Source organism: Streptosporangium sandarakinum (assembly GCF_013409935.1).
GTDB lineage: Bacteria > Actinomycetota > Actinomycetes > Streptosporangiales > Streptosporangiaceae > Streptosporangium > Streptosporangium nondiastaticum.
This window is the reverse complement of the sequence record NZ_JACCCO010000002.1, coordinates 1,265,195-1,291,076: the sequence shown is the minus strand read 5'-3', so window position 1 is coordinate 1,291,076 and position 25,882 is coordinate 1,265,195. Positions and strand designations below refer to the sequence as shown.

At 72.9% G+C, this 25,882-nt stretch carries 20 protein-coding genes; 13 read left to right on the top strand and 7 right to left on the bottom strand.

Going from position 1 to position 25,882, the window contains the following annotated elements; all coding sequences use genetic code 11:
• Positions 1-5 precede the first annotated feature (5 nt).
• Together HDA43_RS24215 and HDA43_RS24210 are read left to right on the top strand one after the other, a co-directional pair.
• Positions 6-245, top strand: a complete 240-nt coding sequence (locus tag HDA43_RS24215; RefSeq protein WP_179825414.1) for a hypothetical protein — start codon at positions 6-8, stop codon at positions 243-245.
• The gene (locus HDA43_RS24210) at positions 242-844 is read left to right on the top strand and encodes a DUF3159 domain-containing protein (RefSeq protein WP_218912391.1); all 603 of its coding nucleotides are present in this window, start codon (positions 242-244) and stop codon (positions 842-844) included. Before HDA43_RS24215 ends, HDA43_RS24210 begins: the two co-directional genes overlap by 4 nt.
• Before the next feature lie 95 nt (positions 845-939).
• Here the strand turns inward: HDA43_RS24210 and HDA43_RS36075 are convergent, their stop codons facing one another.
• Entirely contained in the window at positions 940-1,530 is a 591-nt protein-coding gene (locus HDA43_RS36075) for a TetR/AcrR family transcriptional regulator (RefSeq protein ID WP_312873514.1), read from the bottom strand.
• A 100-nt stretch (positions 1,531-1,630) separates the two neighbouring features.
• Here HDA43_RS36075 and HDA43_RS24200 point away from each other — a divergent pair, with 100 nt between their 5' ends.
• The 11 genes from HDA43_RS24200 (at position 1,631) to HDA43_RS24150 (ending at position 18,339) form a co-directional block, all read left to right on the top strand.
• Positions 1,631-2,434, top strand: coding sequence for an SDR family NAD(P)-dependent oxidoreductase (locus HDA43_RS24200; protein WP_179825412.1), 804 nt, complete (start codon positions 1,631-1,633; stop codon positions 2,432-2,434).
• A gap of 502 nt (positions 2,435-2,936) precedes the next feature.
• Positions 2,937-3,974, top strand: coding sequence for a conjugal transfer protein (locus tag HDA43_RS24195; protein WP_179825410.1), 1,038 nt, complete (start codon positions 2,937-2,939; stop codon positions 3,972-3,974).
• 129 nt (positions 3,975-4,103) lie between these two features.
• Positions 4,104-4,394: a hypothetical protein gene (locus HDA43_RS24190; RefSeq protein ID WP_179825409.1), complete on the top strand. Its 291-nt coding sequence runs from the start codon at positions 4,104-4,106 to the stop codon at positions 4,392-4,394.
• Between the two features lie 46 nt (positions 4,395-4,440).
• On the top strand, positions 4,441-6,792 hold the full coding sequence (locus HDA43_RS24185; RefSeq protein WP_179825407.1) for a conjugal transfer protein: 2,352 nt from the start codon (positions 4,441-4,443) through the stop codon (positions 6,790-6,792).
• 129 nt (positions 6,793-6,921) lie between these two features.
• On the top strand, positions 6,922-9,414 hold the full coding sequence (locus HDA43_RS24180; RefSeq protein ID WP_179825405.1) for an ATP-binding protein: 2,493 nt from the start codon (positions 6,922-6,924) through the stop codon (positions 9,412-9,414).
• Complete coding sequence (locus HDA43_RS24175) at positions 9,411-11,867, top strand: type IV secretion system protein (RefSeq protein ID WP_179825403.1); 2,457 nt, start codon at positions 9,411-9,413, stop codon at positions 11,865-11,867. Before HDA43_RS24180 ends, HDA43_RS24175 begins: the two co-directional genes overlap by 4 nt.
• Before the next feature lie 2 nt (positions 11,868-11,869).
• Positions 11,870-12,535 (top strand): hypothetical protein, encoded by a 666-nt coding sequence (locus HDA43_RS24170; RefSeq protein ID WP_179825402.1) that lies wholly within the window; start codon positions 11,870-11,872, stop codon positions 12,533-12,535.
• A 13-nt stretch (positions 12,536-12,548) separates the two neighbouring features.
• Complete coding sequence (locus HDA43_RS24165; protein WP_179825401.1) at positions 12,549-13,637, top strand: C40 family peptidase; 1,089 nt, start codon at positions 12,549-12,551, stop codon at positions 13,635-13,637.
• Between the two features lie 11 nt (positions 13,638-13,648).
• Positions 13,649-14,041, top strand: coding sequence for a (deoxy)nucleoside triphosphate pyrophosphohydrolase (locus HDA43_RS24160; protein ID WP_179825400.1), 393 nt, complete (start codon positions 13,649-13,651; stop codon positions 14,039-14,041).
• A 77-nt stretch (positions 14,042-14,118) separates the two neighbouring features.
• Positions 14,119-16,566 carry a PAT1 family protein gene (locus HDA43_RS24155; protein WP_179825399.1) on the top strand — a complete coding sequence of 816 codons (2,448 nt, stop codon included), beginning with the start codon at positions 14,119-14,121 and terminating at the stop codon, positions 16,564-16,566.
• A gap of 120 nt (positions 16,567-16,686) precedes the next feature.
• Complete coding sequence (locus HDA43_RS24150) at positions 16,687-18,339, top strand: hypothetical protein (RefSeq protein WP_179825398.1); 1,653 nt, start codon at positions 16,687-16,689, stop codon at positions 18,337-18,339.
• 281 nt (positions 18,340-18,620) lie between these two features.
• Here HDA43_RS24150 and HDA43_RS24145 read toward each other — a convergent pair whose 3' ends face one another.
• The 6 genes from HDA43_RS24145 to HDA43_RS24120 form a co-directional block, all read right to left on the bottom strand.
• On the bottom strand, positions 18,621-19,382 hold the full coding sequence (locus tag HDA43_RS24145) for a succinate dehydrogenase/fumarate reductase iron-sulfur subunit (RefSeq protein WP_179825397.1): 762 nt from the start codon (positions 19,380-19,382) through the stop codon (positions 18,621-18,623).
• 2 nt (positions 19,383-19,384) lie between these two features.
• A complete protein-coding gene (locus tag HDA43_RS24140) occupies positions 19,385-21,274 on the bottom strand; it encodes a fumarate reductase/succinate dehydrogenase flavoprotein subunit (RefSeq protein ID WP_179825396.1) in 1,890 nt (629 codons plus the stop codon).
• A 9-nt stretch (positions 21,275-21,283) separates the two neighbouring features.
• The gene (gene sdhC / locus HDA43_RS24135; RefSeq protein ID WP_179825395.1) at positions 21,284-22,072 is read right to left on the bottom strand and encodes a succinate dehydrogenase subunit SdhC; all 789 of its coding nucleotides are present in this window, start codon (positions 22,070-22,072) and stop codon (positions 21,284-21,286) included.
• A gap of 532 nt (positions 22,073-22,604) precedes the next feature.
• On the bottom strand, positions 22,605-23,054 hold the full coding sequence (locus HDA43_RS24130; protein ID WP_179825394.1) for a response regulator: 450 nt from the start codon (positions 23,052-23,054) through the stop codon (positions 22,605-22,607).
• Positions 23,047-24,630 (bottom strand): sensor histidine kinase, encoded by a 1,584-nt coding sequence (locus tag HDA43_RS24125; RefSeq protein ID WP_218912390.1) that lies wholly within the window; start codon positions 24,628-24,630, stop codon positions 23,047-23,049. The genes HDA43_RS24130 and HDA43_RS24125 overlap by 8 nt, the downstream gene beginning before the upstream one ends.
• Entirely contained in the window at positions 24,630-25,826 is a 1,197-nt protein-coding gene (locus HDA43_RS24120; protein WP_312873513.1) for a PP2C family protein-serine/threonine phosphatase, read from the bottom strand. The genes HDA43_RS24125 and HDA43_RS24120 overlap by 1 nt, the downstream gene beginning before the upstream one ends.
• Positions 25,827-25,882 lie beyond the last annotated feature (56 nt).

Sequence of the window (25,882 nt, the reverse complement as noted above, 5' to 3'; positions counted from 1 at the left end):
CCCACATGCACGTTCACATCGCGTCGTCCGACGGGCTCGGCCCGGTCGGCGTCATCGCGCCCTTCGATCGGGTGCTCCACGTCACCGGCGTCGGCGGCACGCTCGCCGGCGTCTCCGAAGCCGGTCTCCTCTCCTGTTCGGAGCTCACCGGCTCTTCCCGGCTCATCGGCCCTTCTCAGCTCACCGGCTCTCCGGAGCTCACCGGCCGGCGCCGGTCCGCCGGCGCGGACGAAGGTCTTCGATGAGGACGCCGGACGGGATGTCCCCGGCCGGTGTCGTGGCCGCGGCGGCACCCACCCTCGTGTTCCTCGTCGCGAACCAGATCGGCGGCCTGCGTCCGGCGGTCGTCGCCACGGCCGTGACCGCGGCGCTGATCCTCGCCTGGCGGCTGTGGACCCGGCGGCAGGTCCGGCACGCGGTCGTCGGTGCCCTGCTGGCGGCGGCCTGCGCGGCGGTCGCCGCCGGGACGGGACAGGCGCGTGGCTTCTTCCTGCCCCCGATGCTGGTCCCGGCCCTTGCCGCGGCGGCGTGCCTGTTGTCGCTCGTGGCCGACCGGCCGCTGGCCGGCCTGGTGGCGAACCGGATCGTGGGCGGTCCGCCGCGGTGGCGTTCGCATCGCGGACTGCGCCGCTTCTACGCGGTGACCACGGTGCTGATCGCGCTGGTGAGCCTGGCGAGCCTGGCCGCGCAGGTACTGCTGTACCAATGGGGAGAGGTCGCCTGGCTGGGGATCCTGCACGTCCTCATGGGCCCGGTGTGGGGCGCCGTGACGGCACTGTCCATCGTGCTGTCCCGCAGGGCGGTGACCAGGGAGCGCGACGCCGCCGAGAGCGCCGGTTCCTGACGGCCGGCTCGTCGGCCGCGGTGAGCCGAAGGCCGTGGAGGGCGAGACGGGGACGTCCGTACCGCCGGGGCGCGGCCGTCCGTACGGCCGGCGGCTCAGTCCTCTCCGTCGATGAGGCGCTGGATGGCGGCTCCGTACCGGGCGGCCAGGCTCGCCCGGTCGGCGCGGCCGAGCACCGGGTCCCGCACCACGTGCAGGGAGGTGAGCAGGCCCCCGATCTGGGCCGCGATCAGATGGGCCCGCAGTTCGGCGTCGCCGCCGCGGAGCCGGCCGACCAGCGGGACGGCGAAGGCCCTCTCGATGGTCTCGCGCAGGGTCTGCTGGACCGGCGCCCGCTCCGAGGCGCGGAAGAGCGCGGACAGCGAGGTCACCGCCAGGGTTCCCGCGTGGGAGGAGGAGAGATCGAGCACGTGCTCGACGAGGGCCCGTCCGAGGCTCTCCAACGGCCCGTCCATGACCGCGGCCACCGGCAGGTCGACGGTCATGACCTCCAGGAAGAGCCGCTCCTTGGAGCCGAAGTAGCGGATGACCAGAGCCGCGTCCACGCCGGCGCGGGCGGCGATGGCCCGGATGCCCACCGCGTCGAAGCCGCTGTCCGCGAAGAGCTCGCGCGCCGCCTCGGAGATCGCCTGCCGGGTCGCCGTCGCCGACCGGCGGCGTGCCGGGCCCTGTGGTCGCACCGCCACGGACGGCCCCCTTTCCGCTCCCGTCGAGAGGTTGGTCATCATAGATGACATACGATGTCATCACTGTTGACAAACCGATGGGGGAGCGGGGGACCGTTCGATGGACCGCCTGAAGGAGAAGGTCGCGCTGATCACCGGAGCCGGCAGCGGCATCGGCCGCGCCGCCGCGCGGCTGATGAGCGCGCAGGGTGCCCTGGTCGCCGTGGCCGACCGCGACGGGGACGCCGCGCGGGAGACGGCCCGGCTGGCCGAGGCCGACGGCGGCCGCGCGCTCCCGCTGACGGTCGACGTCGTGGACGAGGACTCCGTGGCCGGCATGGTGGGCGCCACCGTCGGCGAGTTCGGCCGCCTGGACGTGCTCTGCAACCACGTCGGCGGCACGGACCCGCGCGCGGACCTGGACCTGCTGCGGCTGGACATGGCCGAGTTCGACCGCGCCGTCGCCCTCAACGTGCGCAGCACGCTCCTGGGCTCCCGGCACGCGATCCCCCACATGATCCGGGCCGGCGGCGGGTCGATCATCAACACCGCCTCGGTGGCCGGCCTGGTCGGGGACGTCGTGCAGATCTCCTACGGCGCGGTGAAGGCCGCCGTCATCAACCTCACGAAGTCGATCGCCGTGCAGTACGGCCCGCACCGCGTGCGCTGCAACGCCGTGGCGCCGGGCGCGGTGGTCACCCCCGCCCTGCTGGACAACCTGCCCCGGGACGTCGTCGACGACCTCAAGCGCACGAACGCCCTGCCCTATCTCGGCAGCCCGGAGGACATCGGCCACACCATGGTCTTCCTCGCCTCCGACGAGTCGCGCTACCTCACCGGGCAGCTCATCGTCGTCGACGGCGGCATGACCGTCCAGTCCCCCGCCGCCCCGGGACGCCGGGCCATGCTCCCGCCCGGCGACTGACCCCCGTACGGCCCGCGCTTCCGTGGAGAGGACGCCCGGGGGCGTGCGACCGGCCCCCGTGCGGGTTGGGCTCCCGCGCGCGGCCTGTTCCCGCGGGCACGCGACCCGCCTTCGCGGGCGCCTGCCGCGCCGCGATCCCCGGACGGGCCTGATCGGCTGATCAGGCCCGTTTCGTCATTCGGTGACGCTGAGTAATGCTTTCCGGGATAAATGCGCAGGTCGAGACAGTCTCGGTGCTGTTTGGTGAGCAATGCGTGGCGTTTCGGTAATCGGGGCATGCGCCGACCTGGAGAAATATGTTTTCTCCCCGCGAACGGCGCAGGTCACCACGCCGTCCACATCCCAGACCCGGTTTGCTCGGTAAGGACGATGCCTGCAGCATAGGCGTGGCTTTCCTGGAACAATCGGCGAGGCGGTTAGAGTAAGTCCTTGACCATGGTTAACGGGGTCACGGGTAATACGAAACCGTGCCGGCCGGGGGATCGGCGCGAGCGGAGGAATGATGGCTCGAAGGGCAGCGCTCCAGCGTGATCCTCGGATCACCGGCGACCCCGGGCTGTCGGCGTACCCGGGGTCCCTCGACGATCCGGAGTTCGACCCGCCCCCGGCGCGCGGGCGCGGCGCCTCGCGGGGCCGCTGGTCCGGCGGAGGCGGCCGGTGGCTGGTCTGGATCGGCCGGGTCATCCTGTGGGCGCTGATAGTCGTCATCGTGGTGAACGGCGTGCGCGCCATTTTCGAGCGTGCCACCGGGCAGACCGTCGCGGGCGGCCCGTCCGCCGTCTCGACCGGCTCCGGATTCCCGGTCGGCCGCGCCACCTCTTTCGCCAGCCAGTTCGCGGCGGTCTATCTGAATTTCGACGCCGTACGGGCATCGGAGAGGGCCGCCAGGCTGGCCCCTTATCTCCCCGACGCCGCCGAGCCGCAGCTCGGCTGGGACGGACTGGGACGAATGGCCGCCGGAGCGGTCCAGCCGTACGACACCGAGATCGTCGACGACCAGAACGCCGTCGTCACCATGGCGTTCCAGGCGGGCGACCGCCGCCAGCTCCTCTCGGTGCCGGTGTACTACGACGCCGGGAAGGGCAGGTTCGTCGTCTCCGGCCGGCCCGGCATCCTCCCCGCCCCGTCCCCGGCCAACCTGCCCGCGGTCGCCGCGCCGGAGGGCGACGAGGCCGCCGAGCAGGAGCTGCGCACCCCGCTGGCCGACTTCTTCAAGGCGTACGCCGCGGGCGACACCGTCTCCCTGCAGCGGTACGCCGCCGCCGGGGTCACCCTGGACGGGTTCGGCGGCGCCTTCACCTTCGTGGAGCTCAAGGACCTCGACGTCCCGCTCGTCGGCGGCGCCACCCGCGAGGTGATGGCCACGGTCGTGTGGGGTGTGCCCTCGGGCTCCGGCGCCTCCACCGACTCCGCCTCGTCCGACCCCGGGGCGATGAACGGCAAGCTGGAGCAGTCCTACCGGCTCACCATGGTCAAACAGGGCGACAAGTGGTTCGTCAAGGACATCCGAGGCGCGAAACGGTCTGTGGGGAACCCATGATCGAACGGTGCCGGAGCACAGTGAACAGACCCCCCCTGATCGGAGAGCCGGCGGCAGGCGGGTTCCGGCGCGCGTGTCACGACCTCGTGGCCGCCCGGCGAGCGCGATCATAAGCACGGAGGACGAGAAGTGACCCTGAACACCATTCTGCTGAGCGCGATCGACCTCGCTCAGCCGACCGCTCCTCCGACCGGCGTCAACACCCAGGGCCTGGCCGACTTCCTGCGCAAGTTCTTCGCCCCGCTCTTCCTCGTCGTCGTCTCCGTCGTCGCCCTCTTCTTCCTCTTCACCAGGGAGATCACCAGGTTCGTGCAGTTCATCATCCTCGCCATCGCCATCGGAGTGATCTTCTACGTGCCGAACATCATCGAGGTGACGGCCAAGGCGATCGCGGGCGCACTGGGCATCACGGGGGGTTGAGACCGCGCGGAGCGGTCAGAGAACGAGAGGCGGAAAGGAGGAGCGCGTGGATCTGCCCACGTATACCAATATCTGGCGGATCGAGAAGCGGCTCTACAAGCTGTACGACCTACGGCTGCCGATGCCGCTTCCCATTGTCTGGATCGGTGTGTTCGTGGGTGTGGCGGTCCCCTGGTCGCTGCTGCTCGCGCTTCTCGGCCTGCCCTTCGACGCCCCCTGGCACGTGGTCTACATCGTGCCGCCCGGGGTGGTGACCTGGCTGTCCACCCGCCCGGTGATCGAGAGCAAGCGGCTCACCGAGCTGCTGCAGTCGCAGGCCCGCTACATCGGGGAGCCGCGTACCTGGTGCCGGATGGCGCCGGTCGCCGAGCCCACCGAGATCACCCTGACCGGGAAGGTCTGGCGGGCCGCCCCCCGGCGGGCCGCCGACGTCCGCGTCAAGTCCGCGCGCAAGGCCCGGCACACCCAGGCCGGGCGCGCCGCCTCCCCCCGCGAGGTCCGTCCCGCGGTGGCGGCCGCCGCCGCGGCGGCCCTGGAGTCCACCCAGGACGCGACCGCCCGCGGGCACGCCGCGGAGACGGCCGCCCAGGAGCGGACGGCCCGGGGCCGCGCCGCGTGGGGCACGATCCGGGCCGCGCGCAGGGGCACCGCCCCGGCCCTCGGGGGACCCGCCGAGCCCCCGCGCACCGAGCCGCCGGCCGAGCGCCCGCCCGCCGCGGCCGGAGCAGCGCCGACGGGGACGGCGAGCCCGGTGACGGGCCCGGCGGGTCCGGCGATGGACCCGGCGCGCGCCGTACCGGCGGCTCGGGAGGCTCTCGCCGCCTCCGAGGCGCGGACGGCCTCGGCCGAGTCACGCACGGCTTCCGAGACGCCCTCCGAGGTCCGTACGGCTTCCGAGGTGTCCGAGGTCCGCACGGCGTCCGAGACGCCCTCCGAGGTCCGTGCGACCGAGGTCCGTACGGCTTCCGAGACGGCCTCCGAGACGCGCAAGGCCGCCGAGACGGCTTCCGGGAAGCGGACGGTCCCCTCGAAGACGGAGCCCGCCTCCGGGACGCGGCCCGCCGCCTCCGGTGCGCCGTCCGCGGCGACACCGCCGATCGGCACCGAGGCGCTGCGGCGGCTGCGCAGGCTCGCCGCCTCCGCGGAGGCCGGGCGCGCAGCCCCGGTGGAGGAGCAGGGGCCCGCGTCGCTGGAGCGGTTCGCCGAGCGGCGGCGGGCGCGGTCCCCGGAGCGACCCGCGGAACACTCCTCCGGGCATCCCGCGGAACACCCCACGGCACACCCTCCGGCGCATCCCGTGGAGCACCCCCCGGCGCGGCCCGCGGAACACCCCCCGGCGCGGTCCGGCGGGGTCCCGATCCGCGCGGTCCCCTCGGCGTCCGGCCCCGGGGCCGATCCGGTGGCGCCCGCGGTGCCGGTGCCCCGCACCACCCGCGGCGACGAGCCCGCCCCCGGCGCGGCCCGGATCCGCCGGGTGGAGTCGGTCGTCGGCCGCGACTCCTCCGGCGGGTGGCGGCGACTGGCCCAGGTGGTCGTCGGGCCCGGCGGCGGAGGCCGTACGGACGGATCCGAGATCGACGAGGCGCGGGCCACCGCGCCGTTCCCCGGCAGCCGCCGGGTGATCGTGCTGGGCTGCACCGGCGGCGCGGGGCAGACCACGACCGCGCTCATGCTGGGGCACACCCTCGCCCGATACCGCGAGGACCGGGTGCTCGCGGTCGACGCCGGAACGGGCCGCCACAACCTCTCCAGCCGGATCCCGGGCGAGTCGCCCGAGACGCTGAGCTCGCTGCTGGCCGGCCTCGACACCGTCCACGGCTACCTCGGCATGCGCGCCTATACCAGCCGCTGCGCCTCCGGCCTGGAGGTGCTGGCGGGCGACAGCGACGCCGGCGCCGAACAGCGCCTGGCGGACCGCACGCTCTTCTCCGACCGGCGGCTCGGCCAGGCCATGGACACGCTGGAGCAGCACTACAAGCTCGTGGTCGTCGACCCCGCGGCGGCGCTGGCCGCCCGGGTGCTGCCCTACGCCGACCAGCTCGTCCTGGTCGTCCCGGCCAGCGAGGACGGCCCGGACGCGGTGGCCATGACCTACGAGTGGCTCGACGGGCACGGCTGCGCCGACCTGCGGCGCCGCGCGGTCCTGGTGGTCAACGGCGTCAGCCGCCGCAGCATGGGCGACGTCGAGCAGGCCGAGGCGGTCGCGCGCGGCAGGTGCCGGGCGATCGTGCGGGTGCCGTGGGAGGACGAGCTGGCCCCGGGCAGGTCCGAGCGGGTCGAGCCGTCCCACCTGCGGACGGCCGGCCGCCGGGCGTACCTCGCGCTGGCCGGGGTCGTGGTCGCGGGACTCGGAACGGCACAGGCGGTCCGATCGAGCGAGGAGGAGCTGGCCAAGTGATCCCCCGGGCGGGACGAGACGTGGTGGACGGGCGTGACGAGGTGACGGGGTGAACGGCCGTATGGGACGGGCGGGCGATCAGGCGGTCCGCGGGGCGGGCCGTGCCGCGTCCCGGGCGGGGGAGGCCGGGTGAGCCGCGCGTCACGGGCACACAGCCGTCTCGCGGTCCGGTACTTCGACGACCGGATCCTGCTGACCGACTCGGCGGTCTGGGCCTACTTCAGGCTGCCGACGGTGAGCTACGAGTTCGTCACCCCCGAGGAGCGGGAGGCGCTGGCAACCAACGTCACCATCGCGCTGGCGGCGATCCGGATGCCGGACGCCGAGGTGCACCTGCGGGTGGCGCACCGCACCTACCCGGCGGCCGAGTGGGCGATGGCGCTGAACGCCACCTCCGACGAGGGGCCGGGCTGGCGCGACTACCTGGAGGAGATGTACCGCCACGTCTGGGCCAAGGACTTCTGGACCAAGGAGGTCTACCTCGGCGTGCGCCTCGGGCCGCGCGGCAGGCAGCTCGGCGGCGGCGCGCTCGCCCAGCTCTTCGGCTTCTACCAGCGCGGCGAGAAGGCCCTCGGCATCGAGGACGACCACATCCCCAGGGCCGAGGTCACCCGGTGGACCGAGCAGGCCGAGCGGCTGGGCCGGGCGCTGTCGGCCAGCGCCCTGTACGCCCGGCACGCCACCTCCACCGAGATCGCCTGGCTGTTCCAGCACGCCGCGACCGGCTCCCTCGGCGACCCGCCCGCCTCGGCCAGCCCCAAGCGCAGGTGGGGGCAGGGCGAGATCGAGTCGCTGGTCGAGGGGCAGATCCACAACGGCAGGTCGCTGCTGCGGATCGAGCAGCCGTACGGCGACTCCTACGTGGCGCACCTGTCGTTCGCCCGCTTCCCCGACCTGATGCCGTTCCCCGACGGCGAGCCGTGGATGCACTTCGCCGACCAGCTGCCGTTCCCGGTGGAGGTCTCGTCGCGGATGCGGCTGATCTCCCCGGTCAAGGCCAGCAAGGACGTCGCGCGCAAGCTCGCCCACGCCCGCGACATGGACATCCACATCCGCGAGGCGGGCGCCGAGGCCCCGCTGGCGCTGGCCGAGCAGATCGACGCGGCCCGGATGCTGGAGCACGGCATCACCAAGGAGCGCCTGCCGTTCGTGTACGGCTGGCACCGGCTGATGGTGTCGGCCCCGACCGAGGAGATCTGCGTGCAGCGGGTCGAGGCGGTCGTGGAGCACTACCGCGACATGGGCATCGACATCGTCAACTCCACCGGCGACCAGTTCTCGCTGTTCTGCGAGGCGCTGCCGGGCGAGCGGGTCCGGGTCAACGCCTACGCCCAGCGGCAGCCGCTGCGCACCATCGCGGGCGGCATGGCGACCGCGACCGTGGACCTGGGCGACCGGGTGGACGAGTCGGGCGCCGGGTGGATGGGACCGTACATCGGGGAGACCCTCGGCCGGGCGCGCAGCATCGTGCACTTCGACCCGCTGGTGGCGGCCACCCGCAACCGCCCGACGGCCATCGCGATCACCGGTGAGCCCGGCGGCGGCAAGACCACGCTGGCGCTGCTGATGATCTACCAGATGGCGCTGCGCGGCGTGACGGTCGCGGTCATCGACCCCAAGGGCGACGCCGAGTCGCTGGTCCAGCTGCTGCGCAACCGGGGCCGCAAGGCGCGGATCATCCCGCTGGGCTCGGCGGCCCCCGGCCTGCTGGACCCGTTCTCCTTCGGCGACGACATCGCCGCCAAGAAGACGATGGCGAGCGAGACCCTGCGCCTGCTGCTGCCGCGCATGTCGGAGGAGCGGGAGTCGGCGATGATCCAGGCGGTCGCGGCGGTCGCCAATGGCGAGGACCCCTCGCTGGCGAAGGTCGTCGAGTTCCTGGAGCAGACCGAGGACGCCGCCTCCAAGAACCTGGGCGCGGTGCTCCGCTCCATGTCGGAGATGCACCTGGCCCGGCTCTGCTTCGACCCCTCAGGCGGCGAGCAGATCGACACCGAGGGCTGGACCACGGTCTTCACCCTCGGCGGCCTGACCCTCCCGGACGCCGCCACCGGCCGCGACGACTACTCCTACGAGCAGCGGCTGTCGGTGGCGCTGCTCTACCTCGTCGCGCAGTTCGCCCGGGGCCTGATGAACGGCCTCGACCGGCGGACCCCCAAGGCGATCTTCCTGGACGAGGCGTGGGCGATCACCTCCACCCCCGAGGGCGCCAAGCTGGTGCCCGAGGTGAGCCGGATGGGCCGCTCCCGCAACACCGCGCTGGTGCTGGTGTCGCAGAACGCCGGCGACCTGCTGAGCGAGCAGGTGACCAACTGCCTGTCGTCGGTGTTCGCGTTCCGGTCCACCGAGCGGGTCGAGGTCGACCACGTGATGGCGCTGCTCGGGGTCGAGCCCTCCGAGGAGCACAAGGCGGTCCTGCGCTCGCTCGGCAACGGCGAGTGCGTGTTCCGCGACCTGGACGGCCGCGCGGGCCGCATCGGAGTGGACCTCATCTCCGACGAGCTGCTGCGCTGGCTCGACACGAACCCGACCCACGAGAGGCCCCCGGCCGACCCCCAGGGTCAGCCCGGGGGAGACCGAGTCAGCAGGCAGGGCGCCGTGGCGGTGGAGGTGCGGTCATGAAGGGCTCCGGCAAGGGGCACGGGAAGTCCCGCGGCGGGCACGGGGGCTCCCGGAAGGGAAAGAGAGGCTCCCGCAGCCGGCTACGCAGGCGGGTCGCCATCGCGCTGGTGGCGCTGACCGCCTTCCTCGCGCTGCCCCTGGTGTTCCCCGAGGGGGGGTCCGTCGCCATCGCCGCTCCCTGCGACCTGTCGCCGGACCTCACCCCCGAGGTCGTCGGATCGGGTGTGGACGGCCTGGTCAAGCCCCCGGACCCGGCCACGCCCGCGACGTCGGGCGCGGCGATCACGCCGGCGCCCGCCCCGGCCGCGTCCGGCGCCCCCGGGGCGGCCGCCGCGGCGCAGGGCAACTACACCACCTACGGCATGAGCGGCCAGTTCTGGCACACCTACAACCTGGGCTGCGACGACGTCGCGGCGGTGCTGGGCAACGCCTGGGCCAACACGGTCTTCTCCTGGGCCAAGTCACTCGACCGGCTGACCATCACCACCTACCAGGCGGCCGCCACCGAGGGTCCGCTGGAGTCGATCAAGGATGTCGTCGACGACATCGTGGCCAACCTGGCGAACGCCATGTACTGGCCGTACCTGCGGCCGATCGTGATCCTCGGCGCCATCTGGCTCGCCTGGTACGGCCTGATCCGCAAGCGCGCGACCACGACCGCCGAGGGCGTCATCTGGATGGTCCTCGCGGTCACCGTCGCGGTCTGGTTCTTCAGCCGCCCCGGCGACTTCACCTCGCTGGGGAAGGTCGTCACCGACAAGACCGGCGAGGTCGTCAACTCGGCCTTCTCCGGCCTGCCCGGCGCGGGTGGCACCTCCTGCATGCCCACCAAGGGCGACCCCGCCCCCCAGGCCAGGGCCGGCGGTTACGGCCAGCCCGGCGTCCCCGGGGTTGAGCAGAACGCCGACGCGCTCTGGTCGGTGCTGGTCTGCAAGCCGTGGCTGATGGGCGAGTTCGGCACCGCCGAGGCGACCGCCCCGGTCGTGCAGAAGCTCGCTCCCAAGCTGCTGGACATCCAGGCCATCGACGCCACCGAGATGCGGGCCGCGCAGCTGCCCGCGAGCAACTCCCACCAGCTACGGTACGAGGAGGAGATCGCCAAGCCGCTGGAGAACACGCCGATCTTCTTCCTCTTCCAGGGAAAGGATTGGACGAGCCGGCTCGGCATCGCGATCGGCGCCCTGCTGGCCGCGATGGTCGCGGGCGTGCTGATCTTCCTGGTGGCGGTCTCGCTGCTGGTGCTCAAGGTCGGGTTCCTGCTGCTGCTGATCCTCGGGCCGATCTTCCTGCTGCTCGGCGTGCATCCCGGCTCCGGCCGCATCATCGCGATGCGCTGGGTGGAGATGCTGGTCGGCACGCTGCTGCGGCAGGCGGTGCTGGCCCTGGTCCTCGGCGTCCTGGTGTACGGCTACGCCCTGATCATCTCCACCGCCATGCCGTGGGGCATGCAGGTGATGTTCATGGCCCTGCTGACGATCGCGGTGTTCTTCTACCGGCGGCCGTTCCAGCACCTGTTCGCCTCCATGGACGGCCACACGCTCGCCACCCGCGTTCTCGGCGACGCCGCCACCGCGCCGACCCTGCAACGGGCGGCGGGCGCGCTGCCGCCCGTCGCGGCGGCCCGGGTGGGCCGCTGGGGCATGCGCAAGGCCGAGCCCGCGCTGCAGGCCGCGGCGCTCGCCACCGGCGCGTCCGCGGCGACGGCCGCCGCGGCGGTCGCCCAGGGCAGGGTCCGCGGCGAGGACGGCGGCGCGGCGGCGGGCACGCCCTCCGGCACCCGGGTCCCGGCCGGCGCGCAGCCCGCGCCGCTGGACACCGACGCCCAGGCGGGCGGGAGGCGCAAGGCCGGGGGTCGCCCGGTCACCGCGGCGCGCCCCGGCGCGGCGCCGCCGCTCAACCTCTCCGGTACGGCCGGCGGCGCGGCGGGCGGCGGGTCCGGCCGTACGGCGGGCGGGGCCGGCGGATCCACGGCCAGGTCCGGCGGCGCCTCCGGGGGCCGCGGCGGGAGCGGCTGGTTCGGCGGGCGGTCCGGCGGCGGCTGGGCCCCGCAGGGCGGCTCCTCCTCGGGCGGGTCCGGCTCCTCGGCGGGCCGGTCCGCGGCGCCGTCCTCACCGGGAGGCGGCCGGAGCGGCGCGAGCCTCTTCGGCGGCGGGGGCGGCGGTTCGCGGCGCTCCGAGTCGTCCTCACGCGGCTCCGGTTCCGGCGGGTCCTCGCGCGGTTCCGGTTCCGGCCGTTCGTCGGGCGGCTCGGGCGGTTCCTCGGGGTCCGGCGGCGGCCTGTTCGGCTCCGGCGGAGCCTCCGGGTCCAGGCGGGACTCCGGCCGGCCCGAACGGTCCGAGCGGCGGTCCGAGGCGCCCCCGCTCTGGCTGTCCAGCCGCTCCGAGCGGGGCAGGGAGGCCGATGAGGCGCCCGCGCCGTTCTGGCTGCGCGCCTCGAAGCCGGAGGCGGACTGACGATGACGGAAGGCGGCAACCGCCGGGGACTCGTCTTCGCGGTGCTGGTCGCGATGCTCGCCGGCGTCGGGATCTACCTGACGATGATGTCGGGGCAGTCGGGCGGGGAACCGTCCGCGGAGGGCCCGGCGCGGGCGGGCCGGGCGACGGCGCAGGCGCGGGTGAGCGCCGAGCCGCCCCGGCCGGCGGCCACGGCCAGCGACGCGCCCTTCGACGTCTACTCCTACCTGCCGATGACCAAGCAGGAGCTCGCCGCCGCGGCCGACTACGCCCGGCGGTTCACCGCCGCGTACGGCACCTACCGCTACGACGAGGACCCGGCGGCCTACGGCGACCGGGTCGGCGGCTACACCACGACCGAGTTCGCCGACGTCCTGCTGCGCACGTTCTCCTCGCCCGGCACGATCGAGGCCAACAAGGCCGACCAGGTCGTCTCGGTCGGCAGCGCCCAGGTCAAGGAGATCCGGCAGGTCCAGGACACCTCGGTGACCTTCGTGATCACCGGGACCCAGAAGATCACCACCAAGGCCGGGCCCCGCGACCTGACCGACGACTACGCCGTCACGCTCATCGAGGTCGGCACCGAGTGGCGGGTCCACAACCTGGAGCCGGCCGACGCGGGTCAGGAGGGGGACGACCGCATCTCGCCACCCGGGGAGGACGGATGAACGGCGGTCCGCGGTGAGGGCCGGGCGCAGGACGCGGATCCCGCTGGTCCTCGGCGTCGCCGGGGTCTGCCTGCTCACCCTGATCATGGCGCCGATGATGATGGTCAGCACGTTCCCGTCGATCGTCGGCGGCGAGCTGCCCGACTGCGAGGCGGCCGTGAAGAACGTCAGCGCCGAGTCCAAGGCCGCCACGGCGGACATCCCCTCGGACTACCTGAAGCTGTACCGCAAGTACGGCAAGCAGGTCGGCGTGCAGTGGAACGTGCTCGCCGGAGTGGGCAAGCGCGAGACCGACCACGGCCGCTCCACCCTGCCCGGAGTGCGCAGCGGCACCAACTACGCCGGCGCCGCCGGGCCGATGCAGTTCCTGATCGGCACATGGGGCGGCAAGGCGAAGATCAAGATTCCGTCGAAGTTCAACGGCTACGCCTCCGACGGCGACGGCGACGGCTGGGCCGACGTCTACAACCCCGCCGACGCCATCCTGGGCGCGGCGAAGATGCTCAAGCGCAACGGCGCGCCGGAGGACGTGCGGCGGTCGCTGTTCGTCTACAACCGGGCCTGGTGGTACGTGGACCAGGTCATGGAGATCGCCCGGAAATACGCCGAGGACGGCGCGGTCGCCGTGCCGCCGCAGGCCGAACCCGCCTGCGACGAGCCGCTGGTGCAGGCGGCGCCCAGCGGGACGGTGGCCCAGATCCTGCAGTACGCGCTCGCCCAGCGCGGCAAGCCGTACGTGTGGGGCGGCACCGGACCGGACGCCTTCGACTGCTCGGGGATCATCTACATGGCCTACCGCAACGCCGGCCTGACGATCCCGCGCACCACCTTCGGTCAGTGGCCCTTCGGGGTGCGGATCGACGCGGGCGAGGAGCAACCCGGTGACCTGGTCTTCTTCAACGCCGGGCCAGGAACGAGCGCGAACAACCCGGGACACGTGGGCATGGTCGTCTCGCCGGGCAAGATGGTGGAGGCACGGTGCACACTGTGCGGGCCGATCAAGGTCACCACCTATCGCGACCGCACCGGCATCATCGGGTACACCCGCCCGCTGCAGAACCCGCAGGTCCTCGAACAGCTCAGACTGAAGGAGCAAGGCTGAAGGAGTTCTTCGTGAAGAAGGTCGTCGTCGGGGCCGCGATCCTCGACGGCGACGGCAGGCTGCTCGCCGCCCAGCGCGCCGAGCCGCCCGAGCTGGCCGGCGGCTGGGAGCTGCCCGGGGGGAAGGTCGATCCGGGGGAGGACGACCACACGGCCCTGGTCCGCGAGTGCGTGGAGGAACTGGGGGTCGTGGTCGCCGCCGGGGCCCAGGTCGGCGGCGACTGGCCGCTGACCGGCGACTACGTGCTCCGGGTCTGGCTGGCGCGGATCATCGAGGGGGAGCCGGAGGCCAAGGAGCACCTGGAGCTGCGCTGGCTGGCCCCCGGCGAGCTGTTCGACGTGGCGTGGCTGCCCGCGGACCTGCCGATCGTGCGCGCCGTACAAGGTCATCTTGGCGGCATCTGACCCGCTACTCACGGTAGGCTTGTCGTTGCTCAACGTGCTGATCATGCGCGTTCGTAACGGGGGATCGGAGAGATGCGGTGACCGAGTGGTTGCAACGTGCCCGGGTCGCGTCCGCGGTGGGGGCGGGGGCCCTCATCCTGGGCGGCGTCCCGGCCGCGTACGCGGACGTGACACCGGGGTCGGCCGGGTCGATGCCGGGGGAGGTCGCGGCGGACGCCCCGGCGGTGGCGGCGGACGCGTCGGCGGTGGCGGCGGACGCGTCGGCGGTGGCGGCGGGCGACCCCGCCGCGGCGTCCGGGGCCGCCGCCGACGAGCTCCGGTTCCGGCTGTGGCTGCGGGGGGCCGGTGACGAGGCGTGGCTGGCCGTCTCCTCGAAACCCGCCGAGGCGCTCAAGGACGTCGACTGCCCGCGCGGGGCCGCGCCGGCGGTGGAGGGGGCCCCGGTGGCCGAGGGGCCCGGCCGGGACGTCCCGGCCGCCGCGCCGGACGCGCAGGAGGCTCCCGCGGCGGGTGGCGCCCGCGCGGCGGCCTTCCGCCCGGCGGGCCTTCCCGAGGCGGTCGGGTCCGGCGACGGCCCGCTCGCGGCCGCGCCGGCGGCGGACGCCCCGCTGAGGGACGACACGGCGGGCGCCGCCGGGTTCCGGGGCACCGGGACGGGTCCGGCGACCGGTCCGGCGGCCGGTCCGGCGGAGAAGGGTGAGGCCGTCCCGGCGGGCGTCTCCGGGGTCCGGGACGCCGGAGCCGGTCAGGTGACCGGTTCGGCGGCCGGTTCGGCGGCGGATCCGGCGGCCGGTTCGGCGGCGGACACCGCGGGGGCTCCGGTGGGCGCCCCGGCGGAGAGCGACCGGGCGGCGGGGGGCGCGCTGAGCTGCTCGATGGCGAAGGCCGGTGAGCACGTGCCCGTCGACGTGGTGCTGCGCGCGCCGGAGGAGGCCCAGGAGGTTCAGCTGACCGCGGTGGCGCGCATCCGCGATGCCCGGGGCGAGTGGGTGACCCGGACCGCGCGGACCACGATGCGACTCCCGGCGCGGACCGCGCAGCGCCCCGGCGCAGTGGACGGCGTCATGGACGGCGCCATGGACGGCGCCGCGGAGGGGACCACCTCGGGGGCCGCGACTCCCGATGGGCGGACCCCGGTCCCGGGCAGCGCGCGAAGCACCGACGCGGCCGGAGCGGTCCCGGGCTCGGGAGGCTCCGGCGACGTCACGGCCTCCGACGCCACGGGCTCCGGAGCCGGGACGGGCGCCGGAGAGGCCCGGGTGACCGGCGTTCAGGACGCCGGCGCCCGGGGTGCCGGCGCGGCCGGGCCCACCGGGGACTCGGCGGGCACCGCGGCGCCCGGGGCCGCCGGAGCCGCCGGAGACGCGGTGCGCACCGGAACGGGAGGCGCCGGAGACGTGGCGGCGAGCACCGCCGGGACCACGCGGGCGCCGCAGACCGGAGGTTCCGCCCTCACCGGGGCGGCCCCCGAGGCGATGCCCGGCATGTTCGGTGAGCGCGCGCGGGACACCGGCCAGGCCGCCGGGATGCTCCCGGACGAGCGGACGAACCTGCTCTCCCGGCCCGGCACGGCCCTCCCACCCGGCAGGCCGGCCGCACAGAGCGGCGCGGCGCTGCCGGAGACCAGGGCCCTCGCCGCGGACCCGGGTTCGAGCTCCTGGCCGGCGGGCTCGGAGGGCCGGGGCATGCCGATGGTCCTGGAGGACATCCCGGCGTCCCGGCGCAACCTCCCGGTCTACGAGGACCCCGCCTCCCAGGCGTCCACCGTCCAGGAGCCGGGTGCCGCGCCGGGGCAGGGGAGCGCGTCCCGCGGCTCCGCCCGGGGCCCGCGGGTGCCGCGGACGGCGATGGCGACCCAGCCGCAGGCCGTCCCGGGGCTCCAGGGTCCGAGGGCGACGCTCAGGAACGGCGCGGCCCAGCGGGGAGCCCGGAGGCAGGGGGCCGTCGGCATGCGGCTGTCCCCGATCCAGCAGATGCCGCCGCAGATGGGGCAGCTCCCGGTGATGCCGCCGATGCCCCAGCAGATGCCGCCGATGCCTCGCCAGATGCCGGTGATGCCGCAGCAGATGCCGGCCCTTCCCCAGGTGCCGCCGCAGATGGGGCCGCCGCCCATGTTCCCGCAGGGGCAGATTCCGCCGGGCCAGATGCCGGTGCCGCCCCGGCAGCCCGGCCAGATGGGACAGCCGGGACAGCTCGGGCAGCCGCCCGCCCAGCAGGGATACCCGCAGCCGGGATACCCCCAGCAGGGTGGTCTCGGCACGCCGATGACCCCCGGCGTCCCGGGTGCCCCCGTCACACCGGGCGTGCCCGGGGCTCCGTCGCCGCTGGCGATGCCGCCGGGGGCACCGCTTCCCCAGGAGCTCGACGGGTCGAACACGAAGATCGAGTCGGCGAACCGGTCGAGCTCGGTGCTGTCCGACGTGCGGGGCCTGCCCGCGGTCGGGGCGGCGGTCGGCGGCCTGCTGCTCCTGCTCTGGCTCCGGATGAGGATCCAGCGTCGGCGCAACTGGCGACCCGTATCGTAGAAAGCGGTTTACTGTTACTTTTGCCCAACTAGTATTTCCTTGGCGGGTTTAAGGCTGGGAAATTCGCGGAGGGCACGGTTGGCGCGATCGCGACGGACGGCGGCTTTATCCGCCGTCGCCATGTCTCTCGGACTGAGCGGTGCGGTGCTTCTTGCTGCCGCGCCGCTCACCGCTCCGATCTCCGATCCGGCGACCGTGCTGGTGGCCGACACCCCCGATGAGGTCCCGGGGTGCGGCACCGACCCCGCCGCTCCGTGCGAGGAGGAGCCCACGCCGGTCGTCACGGTCACGGTCACGGCGTCCCCTGAGGAGGCGCCCCCCGCTCCGCCGAAGCCGGCTCCCCGGACGGTGCACACCACGGTCATCGTCCCTCCGAAACCGACGAAGACTCCGAAGCCGACGAAGACCGTGCGCGAGACCGTGACGGTGCCGGCGCCGCAGCAGACCGCCGCGCCCCCCGTCGAACCGCCTCCCACCACCCCCGCCAACGAGCCGGTGACGCCGCCGACGACCAGCGACCCGGATCCGTCGTTCCCCAGCACCGAGACGCAGCCGCAGCCGACCACGGTCCCCACCGCCACGCCGCAGCCGAGCGACACCCCGTTGGAGGAGACCGCTCCCGCGCCGGTCCGCCACGAGATCCGCAACGCGGGCTCGGAGTTCGACAGCGCCACGCTGAGCGGCCAGCTCGCCATCCCGGCGCTGATCCTGGTGCTGCTGGTGCTGTTCGCCGTACTGATCTTCGAGGGCAGACTGCGCCGCCTCGCCCACGCGGCGGCCGTCCGCCGGGCGGGCCCCCGTTCTCCGGCCTACCGCGGCCCGGCCGACCCGATGGCCTACCCCGCCGGTCCCGCGGCCTACCCCGCCGGCCCGGGTTACGCGGCCGCGCCGGGCTTCCCGCCGGGGACCTACCAGGGCGGCACGGCCTACGCCCCGATCGTCAGCCTGGTGCCCATGCACATGTACCCGCAGGGGTACCCCGAGGGCTACGCCCCCGAGGCGTACGGCCGGCCGTACGAGCACCCGTACGGCGGGCAGCCGTACGGGACGGCCTACCTGCCGCCCGGCCACGAGCACGCGCCCGCCGGATATCCGCCGCCGGGTCATGAGCACGCGCCCGCCGGATATCCGCCGTACGCGGAGCCGTACGGCCCGGCGGAGCATGACGGGATGTACGGCGCGGTGCACGACGAGGCGATGGCGCCCGACGTCCCGGGCACCTTCCACCCCCTGGACGAGGACGCCTTCCCCGGCCCGGCCGCCCGGCCCGCCGGTCCCGGCGATCTCCCTCCCGGTGAGGGGGACGACGACCTGCCCCGTGGGGCGGCCGGCCACCCCGGTCCCTCCGGTGAGGCGGGCGTGGACCGCGGCGGCTCGCCGTCCTCCCCGGAGCGGGGAGAGCCCGGCGACCACGCCCGGGGCTTCTTCGAACCGGCCCGGCCGCCCGCCGGTGGGGCACGGCCCGGCGAGGGCCTGACGGATGAGGCACGATCCGGCACGGAGGGTCCGACGGGTCCGACGGATGGGCCGCGGCCCGGCTCGGAAGCCGCCTCCACCCTCGAACCCGGCCCCGGGGAGCTGCCGTCTTCCGGCCGGGAGCCCGGCTTCGCCGAGGCGCCCTCCGGTCAGGAGCCGGTTCCCGGGGCGTTCCCCGGCCAGGAACCGGTTCCCGGAGCACCCTCCGGTGCCGGGCCGACGGGTACGGTGACGCATCCCCTGCCGGAGCGGGCCGAGGGCAGGAAGAAGCGCGGGCTCTTCCGCCGCTCGTCCTGACGCCTACCGCGGGCCCCGACGGCCGCTCGTCACGGCGGTTCCGCCAGAACGGCCGCTCATCATGGCCGCTCGTCGCGGGTTCCGCCAGGACGGCCGCTGAGCACGGCCGTTCCACGGGCCCGGACGGCCGCCTGGCCCGGCGCGTCCCGCCGGACCCGTACGATCTCCCGCCGGGTGAAAAGCGGCGGCGCCGGCCACGCGGGTGCGTGGCCGGCGCCGTCAGTGGACACCGGCGCCGTCAGCGGACGCCGTGGACGGTGATCACCCGCCGGGGGAGGGGATCACCGCTTCGCGTCGGAACGCCGGAAGATCTTGTTGCCGAGCCAGACCAGCGGGTCGTACCTCCGGTCGACGACGCGCTCCTTCATCGGGATCAGCGCGTTGTCGGTGATCTTGATGTGTTCCGGGCAGACCTCGGTGCAGCACTTGGTGATGTTGCAGTAGCCGAGGCCGTGCTCCTCCTGCGCGGCGTCCTTGCGGTCCGCCACGTCGTAGGGGTGCATGTCCAGCTCGGCGATCCGCATGAGGAAGCGCGGACCGGCGAAGGCCGGCTTGTTCTCCTCGTGGTCACGGATCACGTGGCAGACGTTGTTGCACATGAAGCACTCGATGCACTTGCGGAACTCCTGGGACCGCTCGACGTCGATCTGCTGCATGCGGTACTCGCCCGGCTTCACGTCCGACGGCGGGGTGAAGGACGGGATCTCCCTGGCCTTCTGGTAGTTGAACGAGACGTCGGTGACCAGGTCCTTGATCACCGGGAACGCCCGCATGGGCGTCACGGTGATCGTCTCGTCCTCCGCGAAGGTGGACATCCGGGTCATGCAGCCGAGCCGGGGCTTGCCGTTGATCTCCATGGAGCAGGAGCCGCACTTGCCGGCCTTGCAGTTCCATCGGACCGCGAGGTCGGGCGCCTGGGTGGCCTGGAGCCGGTGGATGATGTCGAGGACGACCTCGCCGTCGTTCACCTCGACGGTGAAGTCCTCCAGCCGTCCCTCGCCGCCCTCGCCCCGCCACACACGGAACTTCGCCTTGTAACTCATGGTCACTCCTTGACCAACGCGTCGAAGTCGGCCAGCTCTTCGTCCGTCATGTACTTCTTCAGCTCGTCGCGCTCGAAGAGCCTGATCAGGTCACCGCGCATGGACGGCTGGACCTCCTCCTCCACCGTGACCGAACCGTCCGGGCCCAGGGCGCAGGACAGAAGTCTGCGGCGCCACTCCGGCGACATGCCCGGGAAGTCGTCGCGGGTGTGGCCGCCGCGGCTCTCCTCGCGGAGCAGGGCCGCCTTGGCCACGCACTCGGAGACCAGCAGCATGTTGCGCAGGTCGAGGGAGAGGTGCCAGCCGGGGTTGTAGATCCGGCTCCCGGTCGCCCCGACGTGCTCGGCCCGCTCCTTGAGCTTGCCCACCGCCTCCAGCGCCTCGGTGATCTCCTCGGACCTGCGGATGATGCCGACCAGCTCGTTCATCGTCCGCTGCAGCTCCTGGTGGACCACGTAGGGGTTCTCCCCCGACCGCTCCAGCGGCGCCAGCGCCTCGGCCCTGGCCGCCTCCACCGCGTCGTCGGCGACCTTGGGTCGCGCCCGGAGGCCGTCGACGTAGGCGGCGGCTCCGGCGCCCGCGCGGCGGCCGAAGACCAGCAGGTCGGACAGCGAGTTGCCGCCGAGCCGGTTGGAGCCGTGCATGCCGCCGGAGACCTCACCGGCCGCGAAGAGGCCGGGGACGGACGCCGCACCGGTGTCGGCGTCAACCTCGACGCCGCCCATGATGTAGTGGCAGGTCGGGCCGACCTGCATGGGCTCCTTCGTGATGTCGACGTCGGCCAGTTCCTTGAACTGGTGGTGCATCGACGGCAGCCGCCGGGTGATCTCGGCGGCGGGCAGCCGGCTGGAGACGTCCAGGAAGACGCCGCCCTGGGGTGATCCGCGACCGGCCTTGACCTCGGAGTTGATGGCGCGGGCCACCTCGTCACGGGGCAGCAGCTCCGGGGGACGGCGGTTGCCCGCCTGGTCGGTGTACCAGCGGTCGGCCTCCTCCTCGGTGGTGGCGTACTTGTCCTTGAACACCTCGGGGATGTAGTCGAACATGAAGCGCCTGCCCTCGGAGTTCTTCAGCACCCCGCCGTCACCGCGTACGGACTCGGTGACGAGGATGCCGCGGACCGACGGCGGCCAGACCATCCCGGTGGGGTGGAACTGGATGAACTCCATGTTGATCAGCTTGGCCCCGGCCAGCAGCGCCAGCGCGTGGCCGTCCCCGGTGTACTCCCAGGAGTTGGAGGTCACCACGTAGGACTTGCCGATGCCGCCGGTGGCCAGCACGACCGCCGGGGCGTCGAAGAGGACGAACCTGCCGTTCTCCCGCCAGTAGCCGAAGGCGCCGGAGATCGCGTCGCCGTCCTTGAGCAGGCGGGTCACCGTGCACTCGGCGAAGACCTTGATGTAGGCCTCCGCGTCGCCGTGCCGCCGCTCGTCCTCCTGCTGGAGCGCGACGACCCGCTGCTGCAGGGTGCGGATCATCTCCAGGCCTGTACGGTCGCCGACGTGGGCCAGCCGGGGATACTCGTGACCGCCGAAGTTACGCTGGCTGATCTTGCCGTCCTTGGTGCGGTCGAACAGCGCGCCCCACGCCTCCAGCTCCCAGACCCGGTCCGGCGCCTCCTTGGCGTGAAGTTCGGCCATCCTCCAGTTGTTGAGGAACTTGCCGCCGCGCATGGTGTCGCGGAAGTGCACCATCCAGTTGTCGTCGCTGTTGACGTTGCCCATGGCGGCGGCGGCGCCGCCCTCGGCCATGACGGTGTGCGCCTTGCCGAACAGCGACTTGCAGATGATCGCGGTCCGCTTGCCCTGCTGGCGGGCCTCGATGGCCGCCCGCAGCCCCGCGCCGCCGGCCCCGATGACGACGACGTCGTATTCGTGACGCTCGATTTCCACAGCAGATCCTTATGCGAACGGGAAGTTGATGATGCCCTTGGCGACCAGCCGGACGTAGAGGTCGGCTCCCATGACCGTGAACATCGAGATCAGCGCCAGCTCCTGGTGCTTGGCGTTGAGCTTGGAGACGAAGCCCCAGGCCCGGTACCTGACGGGGTGCCGGGAGAAGTGGTTCAGGCGCCCGGCCGTGATGTGCCGGCAGGAGTGGCACGACAGCGTGTACAGGTTGATGAAGACGGCGTTGATGATCAGGATCCACGTGCCGAGGCCGTCCGGCTTGCCGATGAGGGCCTTCACCGCGTCGATGGCGAGGATCAGGCCGATCACGATCGCCGCGTAGAAGAAGTAGCGGTGGATGTTCTGCAGGATCAGCGGGAAGCGGGACTCGCCGGTGTAGCGGCGGTGCGGCTCGCCCACCGCGCACGCCGGGGGCGAGAGCCAGAAGCCGCGGTAGTAGGCCTTGCGGTAGTAGTAGCAGGTGAAGCGGAACCCGGCGGGCAGGCCGAGGATCAGCAGGCCGGGCGGCAGGGTGTACCAGTCGCCGAACGGCGCGAAGCCGAACAGCCGGGCCTCCTCCGGGCAGGTCGCCTGCGCCAGACACGGGGAGGCGAACGGCGCGTGATACGGGGAGACGAAGAAGCTCTTATCGAAGATCGCCCACGTGGCGTAGATCAGGAACGCCATGAAGATGATGAAGGTGACCAGGGGGTAGCGCCACCACTGGTCCGTCCGCAGGGTGCGTTCCTTGATCTGCGCACGTTGCCTTCTGGCCGTGCTCTCGGCCGTTGTCTGGGTCATTTTTGACCTCTCCACCTCCCGCGAACCCTGCTGCCGTGGGGTCCGGGTCATTTAATTTGTGCGTCGCGCCGGAGGCCTTCGTCGCGCCGGCTCAGCGTGCGCGCGTGTATTGGTGGGGGATACGTTACGGCGCGGCCCGGGGGTTGTGTGAGAAAGGTCACTCACATTTTCCCGCTCTCGGTGTGATTCCCGTCACGTTGGTCAGGAAGAAGTCACCGGCCGGTCAAGGCCGTCCGCGAGGGCGGGACGTGGGGAGATCGTCGGTCACGGCGGCCGGCGGCGCCGAAGGCCGGCAGACCGGCGAAGCGGGCCGGTGAGGACGGGCGCGGGCGGACGCGCGAGGCGGGCGCGCGAGGCGGGACCGAAGGGCCGCGGGCGGACGTGAGAGGCGAGATCGGAGAGCCGCGAGCGGGCGCGAGGCGGGGCCGGAGGGGCGCGTGTGGCGGAACGCGAAGGAACGGCGGGCGGGCCCGCGGGGCCGCGGCGGGTGGCGGCCCCGCGCCGGCCGCGCGGGACAGGGAGGGAGGAGAGGTCAGTACCGCTGGCCGCTGTTGGGCAGCTTGACCACGGTCACGAAGAAGTCGTCGATGCGCCGGACCACGCTGATGAACTGGTCGAAGTCGACGGGCTTGGAGACGTAGGCGTTGGCGTGCAGGTTGTAGCTGCGCAGGATGTCCTCCTCGGACTCCGACGTCGTCAGCACGACCACGGGGATGCCCCGCAGTTTCTCGTCGGACTTTATGTCCTGCAGCACCTCCCGGCCGTCCTTGCGGGGGAGGTTGAGGTCGAGCAGGATCAGGTCGGGCCGGGGGGCGTCGGCGTACTCGCCCTCCTGGCGCAGGAAGGCCATGGCCTGCTCGCCGTCGTTGACGACGTGCAGCTTGTTGCGGACCTTGTTGAGCTCGAACGCCTCCTTGGTCAGGAGGACGTCACCCGGGTCGTCCTCGACCAGGAGCACGTCGATCCAGCGCAGGTCATTCATGAGTCTCTCCATCAGGAAGGGTCCACTTGAAGGTCGTCCCCGTCGTGCCGGGCGCCGGCTGTTCCACCCAGATCCGGCCGCCGTGGTACTCGACGATCTTCTTGCAAAGGGCCAGCCCGATACCGGTGCCGGCGTAGGCGTCCCGGCCGTGCAGACGCTGGAAGATCAGGAAGATGCGTTCAGTGTATTTGCCGTCGATGCCTATGCCGTTGTCGGCGCAGGAGAACTCCCACACGTCACCGTCGCGCCGCACGCCGATGTGGATCTTCGGCGGCTCCTCCGAGCGGAACTTCACCGCGTTGCCGATGAGGTTCTGGAAGAGCTGGGTGAGCTGGGACCGGTTGCCGCGCACCACGGGCAGCTCGTCGGAGGTCACGGTCGCGCCGGCCTCCTCGATGGGCGCGGCGAGGTTCTTCAGCGCGGCCCGCAGGGGCGCGTCGGCGTCGAGCGTGGTCATCTCCCCGCCGATCCTGCCGACCCTGGAGAAGTCGAGCAGGTCGTTGATGAGGAGCTGCATGCGCTTGGCGCCGTCCACGGCGAAGGCGATGTACTGCTTGGCGCGGGCGTCGAGCTGGTCGCCGTAGCGCTGGTCGAGCATCTGGGTGAAGCTGGCCACCTTGCGGAGCGGCTCCTGCAGGTCGTGGCTGGCGACGTAGGCGAACTGCTCCAGCTCGCTGTTGGAGCGCCGCAGCTCGGCGGCCTGCTCCTCCAGCTTGGCCTGCGCCTCGGAGGCGCGCCGCCACTCCGCCAGCATGCGGCGGCGCATGGCGTCGACGTGCCCGGACAGCTCCGACAGCTCCGACGGCCGCTCGACCTTCAGTCGGTGGTCGAAGTCCCCCTGGCCGACCGCGCGGACCTGCTCGGTCAGCTCGGCCAGCGGGCGCAGTACGGCGAAGCGCACGATCAGCAACGCGCCGATCCCGGCCAGCACCAGGACGGCGACGATCACGCCGAGCGCCACGTAGAGCGCAGTCCAGCCCCGGTTCAGCCGGGCGCTCCCCTCGTCGTGCAGCCGGTTCAGGTGCGCCCGGAGGGTGTCCAGCGACCGGCGGACCTCGGTGAACCGCTCGGCGTTGACCGGCGCCATCCGCTGGGCGGTCTCGGTCTTGTAGGTCGGCACCGAGGCGATGAGCGGTTCGGCGTAGTCGCGCCGCCAGGCGTCCCCGGCGGCCCTGATCCGCTGGACCTCGGCGCGGACCGCGTCGCCCTCCGGCATGCGGGGCATCAGCCGTTCGAGCTCGGCCATCGCCTTGGCCTCGTCGGTGACGGCGGCGCGGTAGGCCAGCAGGGAGCGCTCCTCGTTCGTCCTGCCGTACGTCCGCGCGGAGCTCTCCTGCGCGGTCAGCGCGTTGGAGATCTCCAGGGTGCGCAGCGCAGCGGGGTCGACGACGTCGACCACGGCGCCCCGCAGCCGGTTGACCTCTTTCATCGAGGCGACCGCGAAGAGGCCGGTGATCGCCAGGGCCGCCGCGATCAGCACCCCGGTGAGCAGGAACCACTGCCCGACCCGCAGCTTGCCGAAGCCCGTCGCGGGCTCGGGGGCGGGCAGCGGGCGCAGGCGTCCGCGGTCGCTCATCACCCCATCTCCCGCTCCCGCGTGCCGGACCGGGAGATGAGGACGGTGGCGAGGTCGTCGCTGAGCGCGTCGCGGTTCAGCTCGATCACCCGCTCGATGAGCCGGTCGAGGTGGATGCCGCCCTGCTCGTGGACCAGCCTGAGCAGGCCCTCGGTGCCGAGCAGGTCGGGGCCGCCGCCCACGGTGGCCTCGATCAGGCCGTCGGTGTAGAGGAGCATCGACCACTCGTCGCCCAGCGGCACCTCGATCTCCGACCAGTCGACGCCCTGGAAGATCCCGAGCGGGGGACCGGAGGGGGTGCCCTGCAGCACGCCGATCGCGCCGTCGCGGATCAGCAGGGGCGGGGGATGGCCGACCACGTGCATCCGGGCGCGGTCCAGGGAGGCGTCGATCGTGGCGATGCAGAGCGTCGTGAAGATCTCCGGGGACTTCCGTTCGAGGCGCAGCACCGAGTCGAGGGTGCTCAGCAGCTCGTTGCCGGTGTGCCCGGCCAGGACCAGGGTCCGCCAGGCGATCCGCAGCGCCACGCCCAGGGCCGCCTCGTCCGGGCCGTGCCCGCACACGTCGCCGACGACGACGTGCACGGCGCCGTCGGGACCCTGGACGGTGTCCCAGAAGTCACCGGCGAGCAGGGCGCGGCGACGGCCGGGGAGGTAGCGGGCCTGGTGCTCCAGGTCGGCGGTCTCCAGCAGCGGGACCGGCAGCAGCCTGCGTTCGAGACGGGCGTTCTCCTTGGCCGTCAGCTGGGCCTCGACGAGGCTGCGCTGCGCCAGGTCGGCGCGCTTGCGCTCCATCGCGTAGCTGATCGCCCGGGCCAGCAGCCTGGCCTCCACGTCCTGCTTGACCAGGAAGTCCTGGGCGCCCGCGGCGACGGCCTCGACGCCGACGTGGGTGTCGTTGAGGCCGGTCAGCACGAGCACCGCGGTGTCGGGAGCCATCGACAGCACCTGCTCCAGCGCCTCCAGGTCGCTGGCGTCGGGCAGGGAGAGGTCTACGAGCACGCACTGCACATCGGGGGTGAGCCGCTCCCTGGTCTCGGCCAGGGAGCGCGCCCAAATGATCTTAGGAGGGTTCTCCGACTCACCGAGCAGCTCCTCCACGAGGAAGGCGTCGCCCGCGTCGTCCTCGATGAGGAGGATCGTGAGCGTGTCGTTGGAGGGGGCGGTCACGGACGCCTCTTCATGGATCGGGGGCACCTTGTCAACGTATGAAGAATAGTGTGACACCAGGACTTACCGTGTGGTGATCAGGT

What these genes read in the sequence shown, in the direction of transcription:
- HDA43_RS24215 (WP_179825414.1), top strand. Translation starts at nt 6, where the DNA reads ATGCACGTTCACATCGCGTCGTCCGACGGGCTCGGCCCGGTCGGCGTC.
- HDA43_RS24210 (WP_218912391.1), top strand. Translation starts at nt 242, where the DNA reads ATGAGGACGCCGGACGGGATGTCCCCGGCCGGTGTCGTGGCCGCGGCG.
- HDA43_RS24200 (WP_179825412.1), top strand. Translation starts at nt 1,631, where the DNA reads ATGGACCGCCTGAAGGAGAAGGTCGCGCTGATCACCGGAGCCGGCAGC.
- HDA43_RS24195 (WP_179825410.1), top strand. Translation starts at nt 2,937, where the DNA reads ATGGCTCGAAGGGCAGCGCTCCAGCGTGATCCTCGGATCACCGGCGAC.
- HDA43_RS24175 (WP_179825403.1), top strand. Translation starts at nt 9,411, where the DNA reads ATGAAGGGCTCCGGCAAGGGGCACGGGAAGTCCCGCGGCGGGCACGGG.
- HDA43_RS24170 (WP_179825402.1), top strand. Translation starts at nt 11,870, where the DNA reads ATGACGGAAGGCGGCAACCGCCGGGGACTCGTCTTCGCGGTGCTGGTC.
- HDA43_RS24150 (WP_179825398.1), top strand. Translation starts at nt 16,687, where the DNA reads ATGTCTCTCGGACTGAGCGGTGCGGTGCTTCTTGCTGCCGCGCCGCTC.
- HDA43_RS24145 (WP_179825397.1), bottom strand. Translation starts at nt 19,382, where the DNA reads ATGAGTTACAAGGCGAAGTTCCGTGTGTGGCGGGGCGAGGGCGGCGAG.
- sdhC (WP_179825395.1), bottom strand. Translation starts at nt 22,072, where the DNA reads ATGACCCAGACAACGGCCGAGAGCACGGCCAGAAGGCAACGTGCGCAG.
- HDA43_RS24130 (WP_179825394.1), bottom strand. Translation starts at nt 23,054, where the DNA reads ATGAATGACCTGCGCTGGATCGACGTGCTCCTGGTCGAGGACGACCCG.
- HDA43_RS24125 (WP_218912390.1), bottom strand. Translation starts at nt 24,630, where the DNA reads ATGAGCGACCGCGGACGCCTGCGCCCGCTGCCCGCCCCCGAGCCCGCG.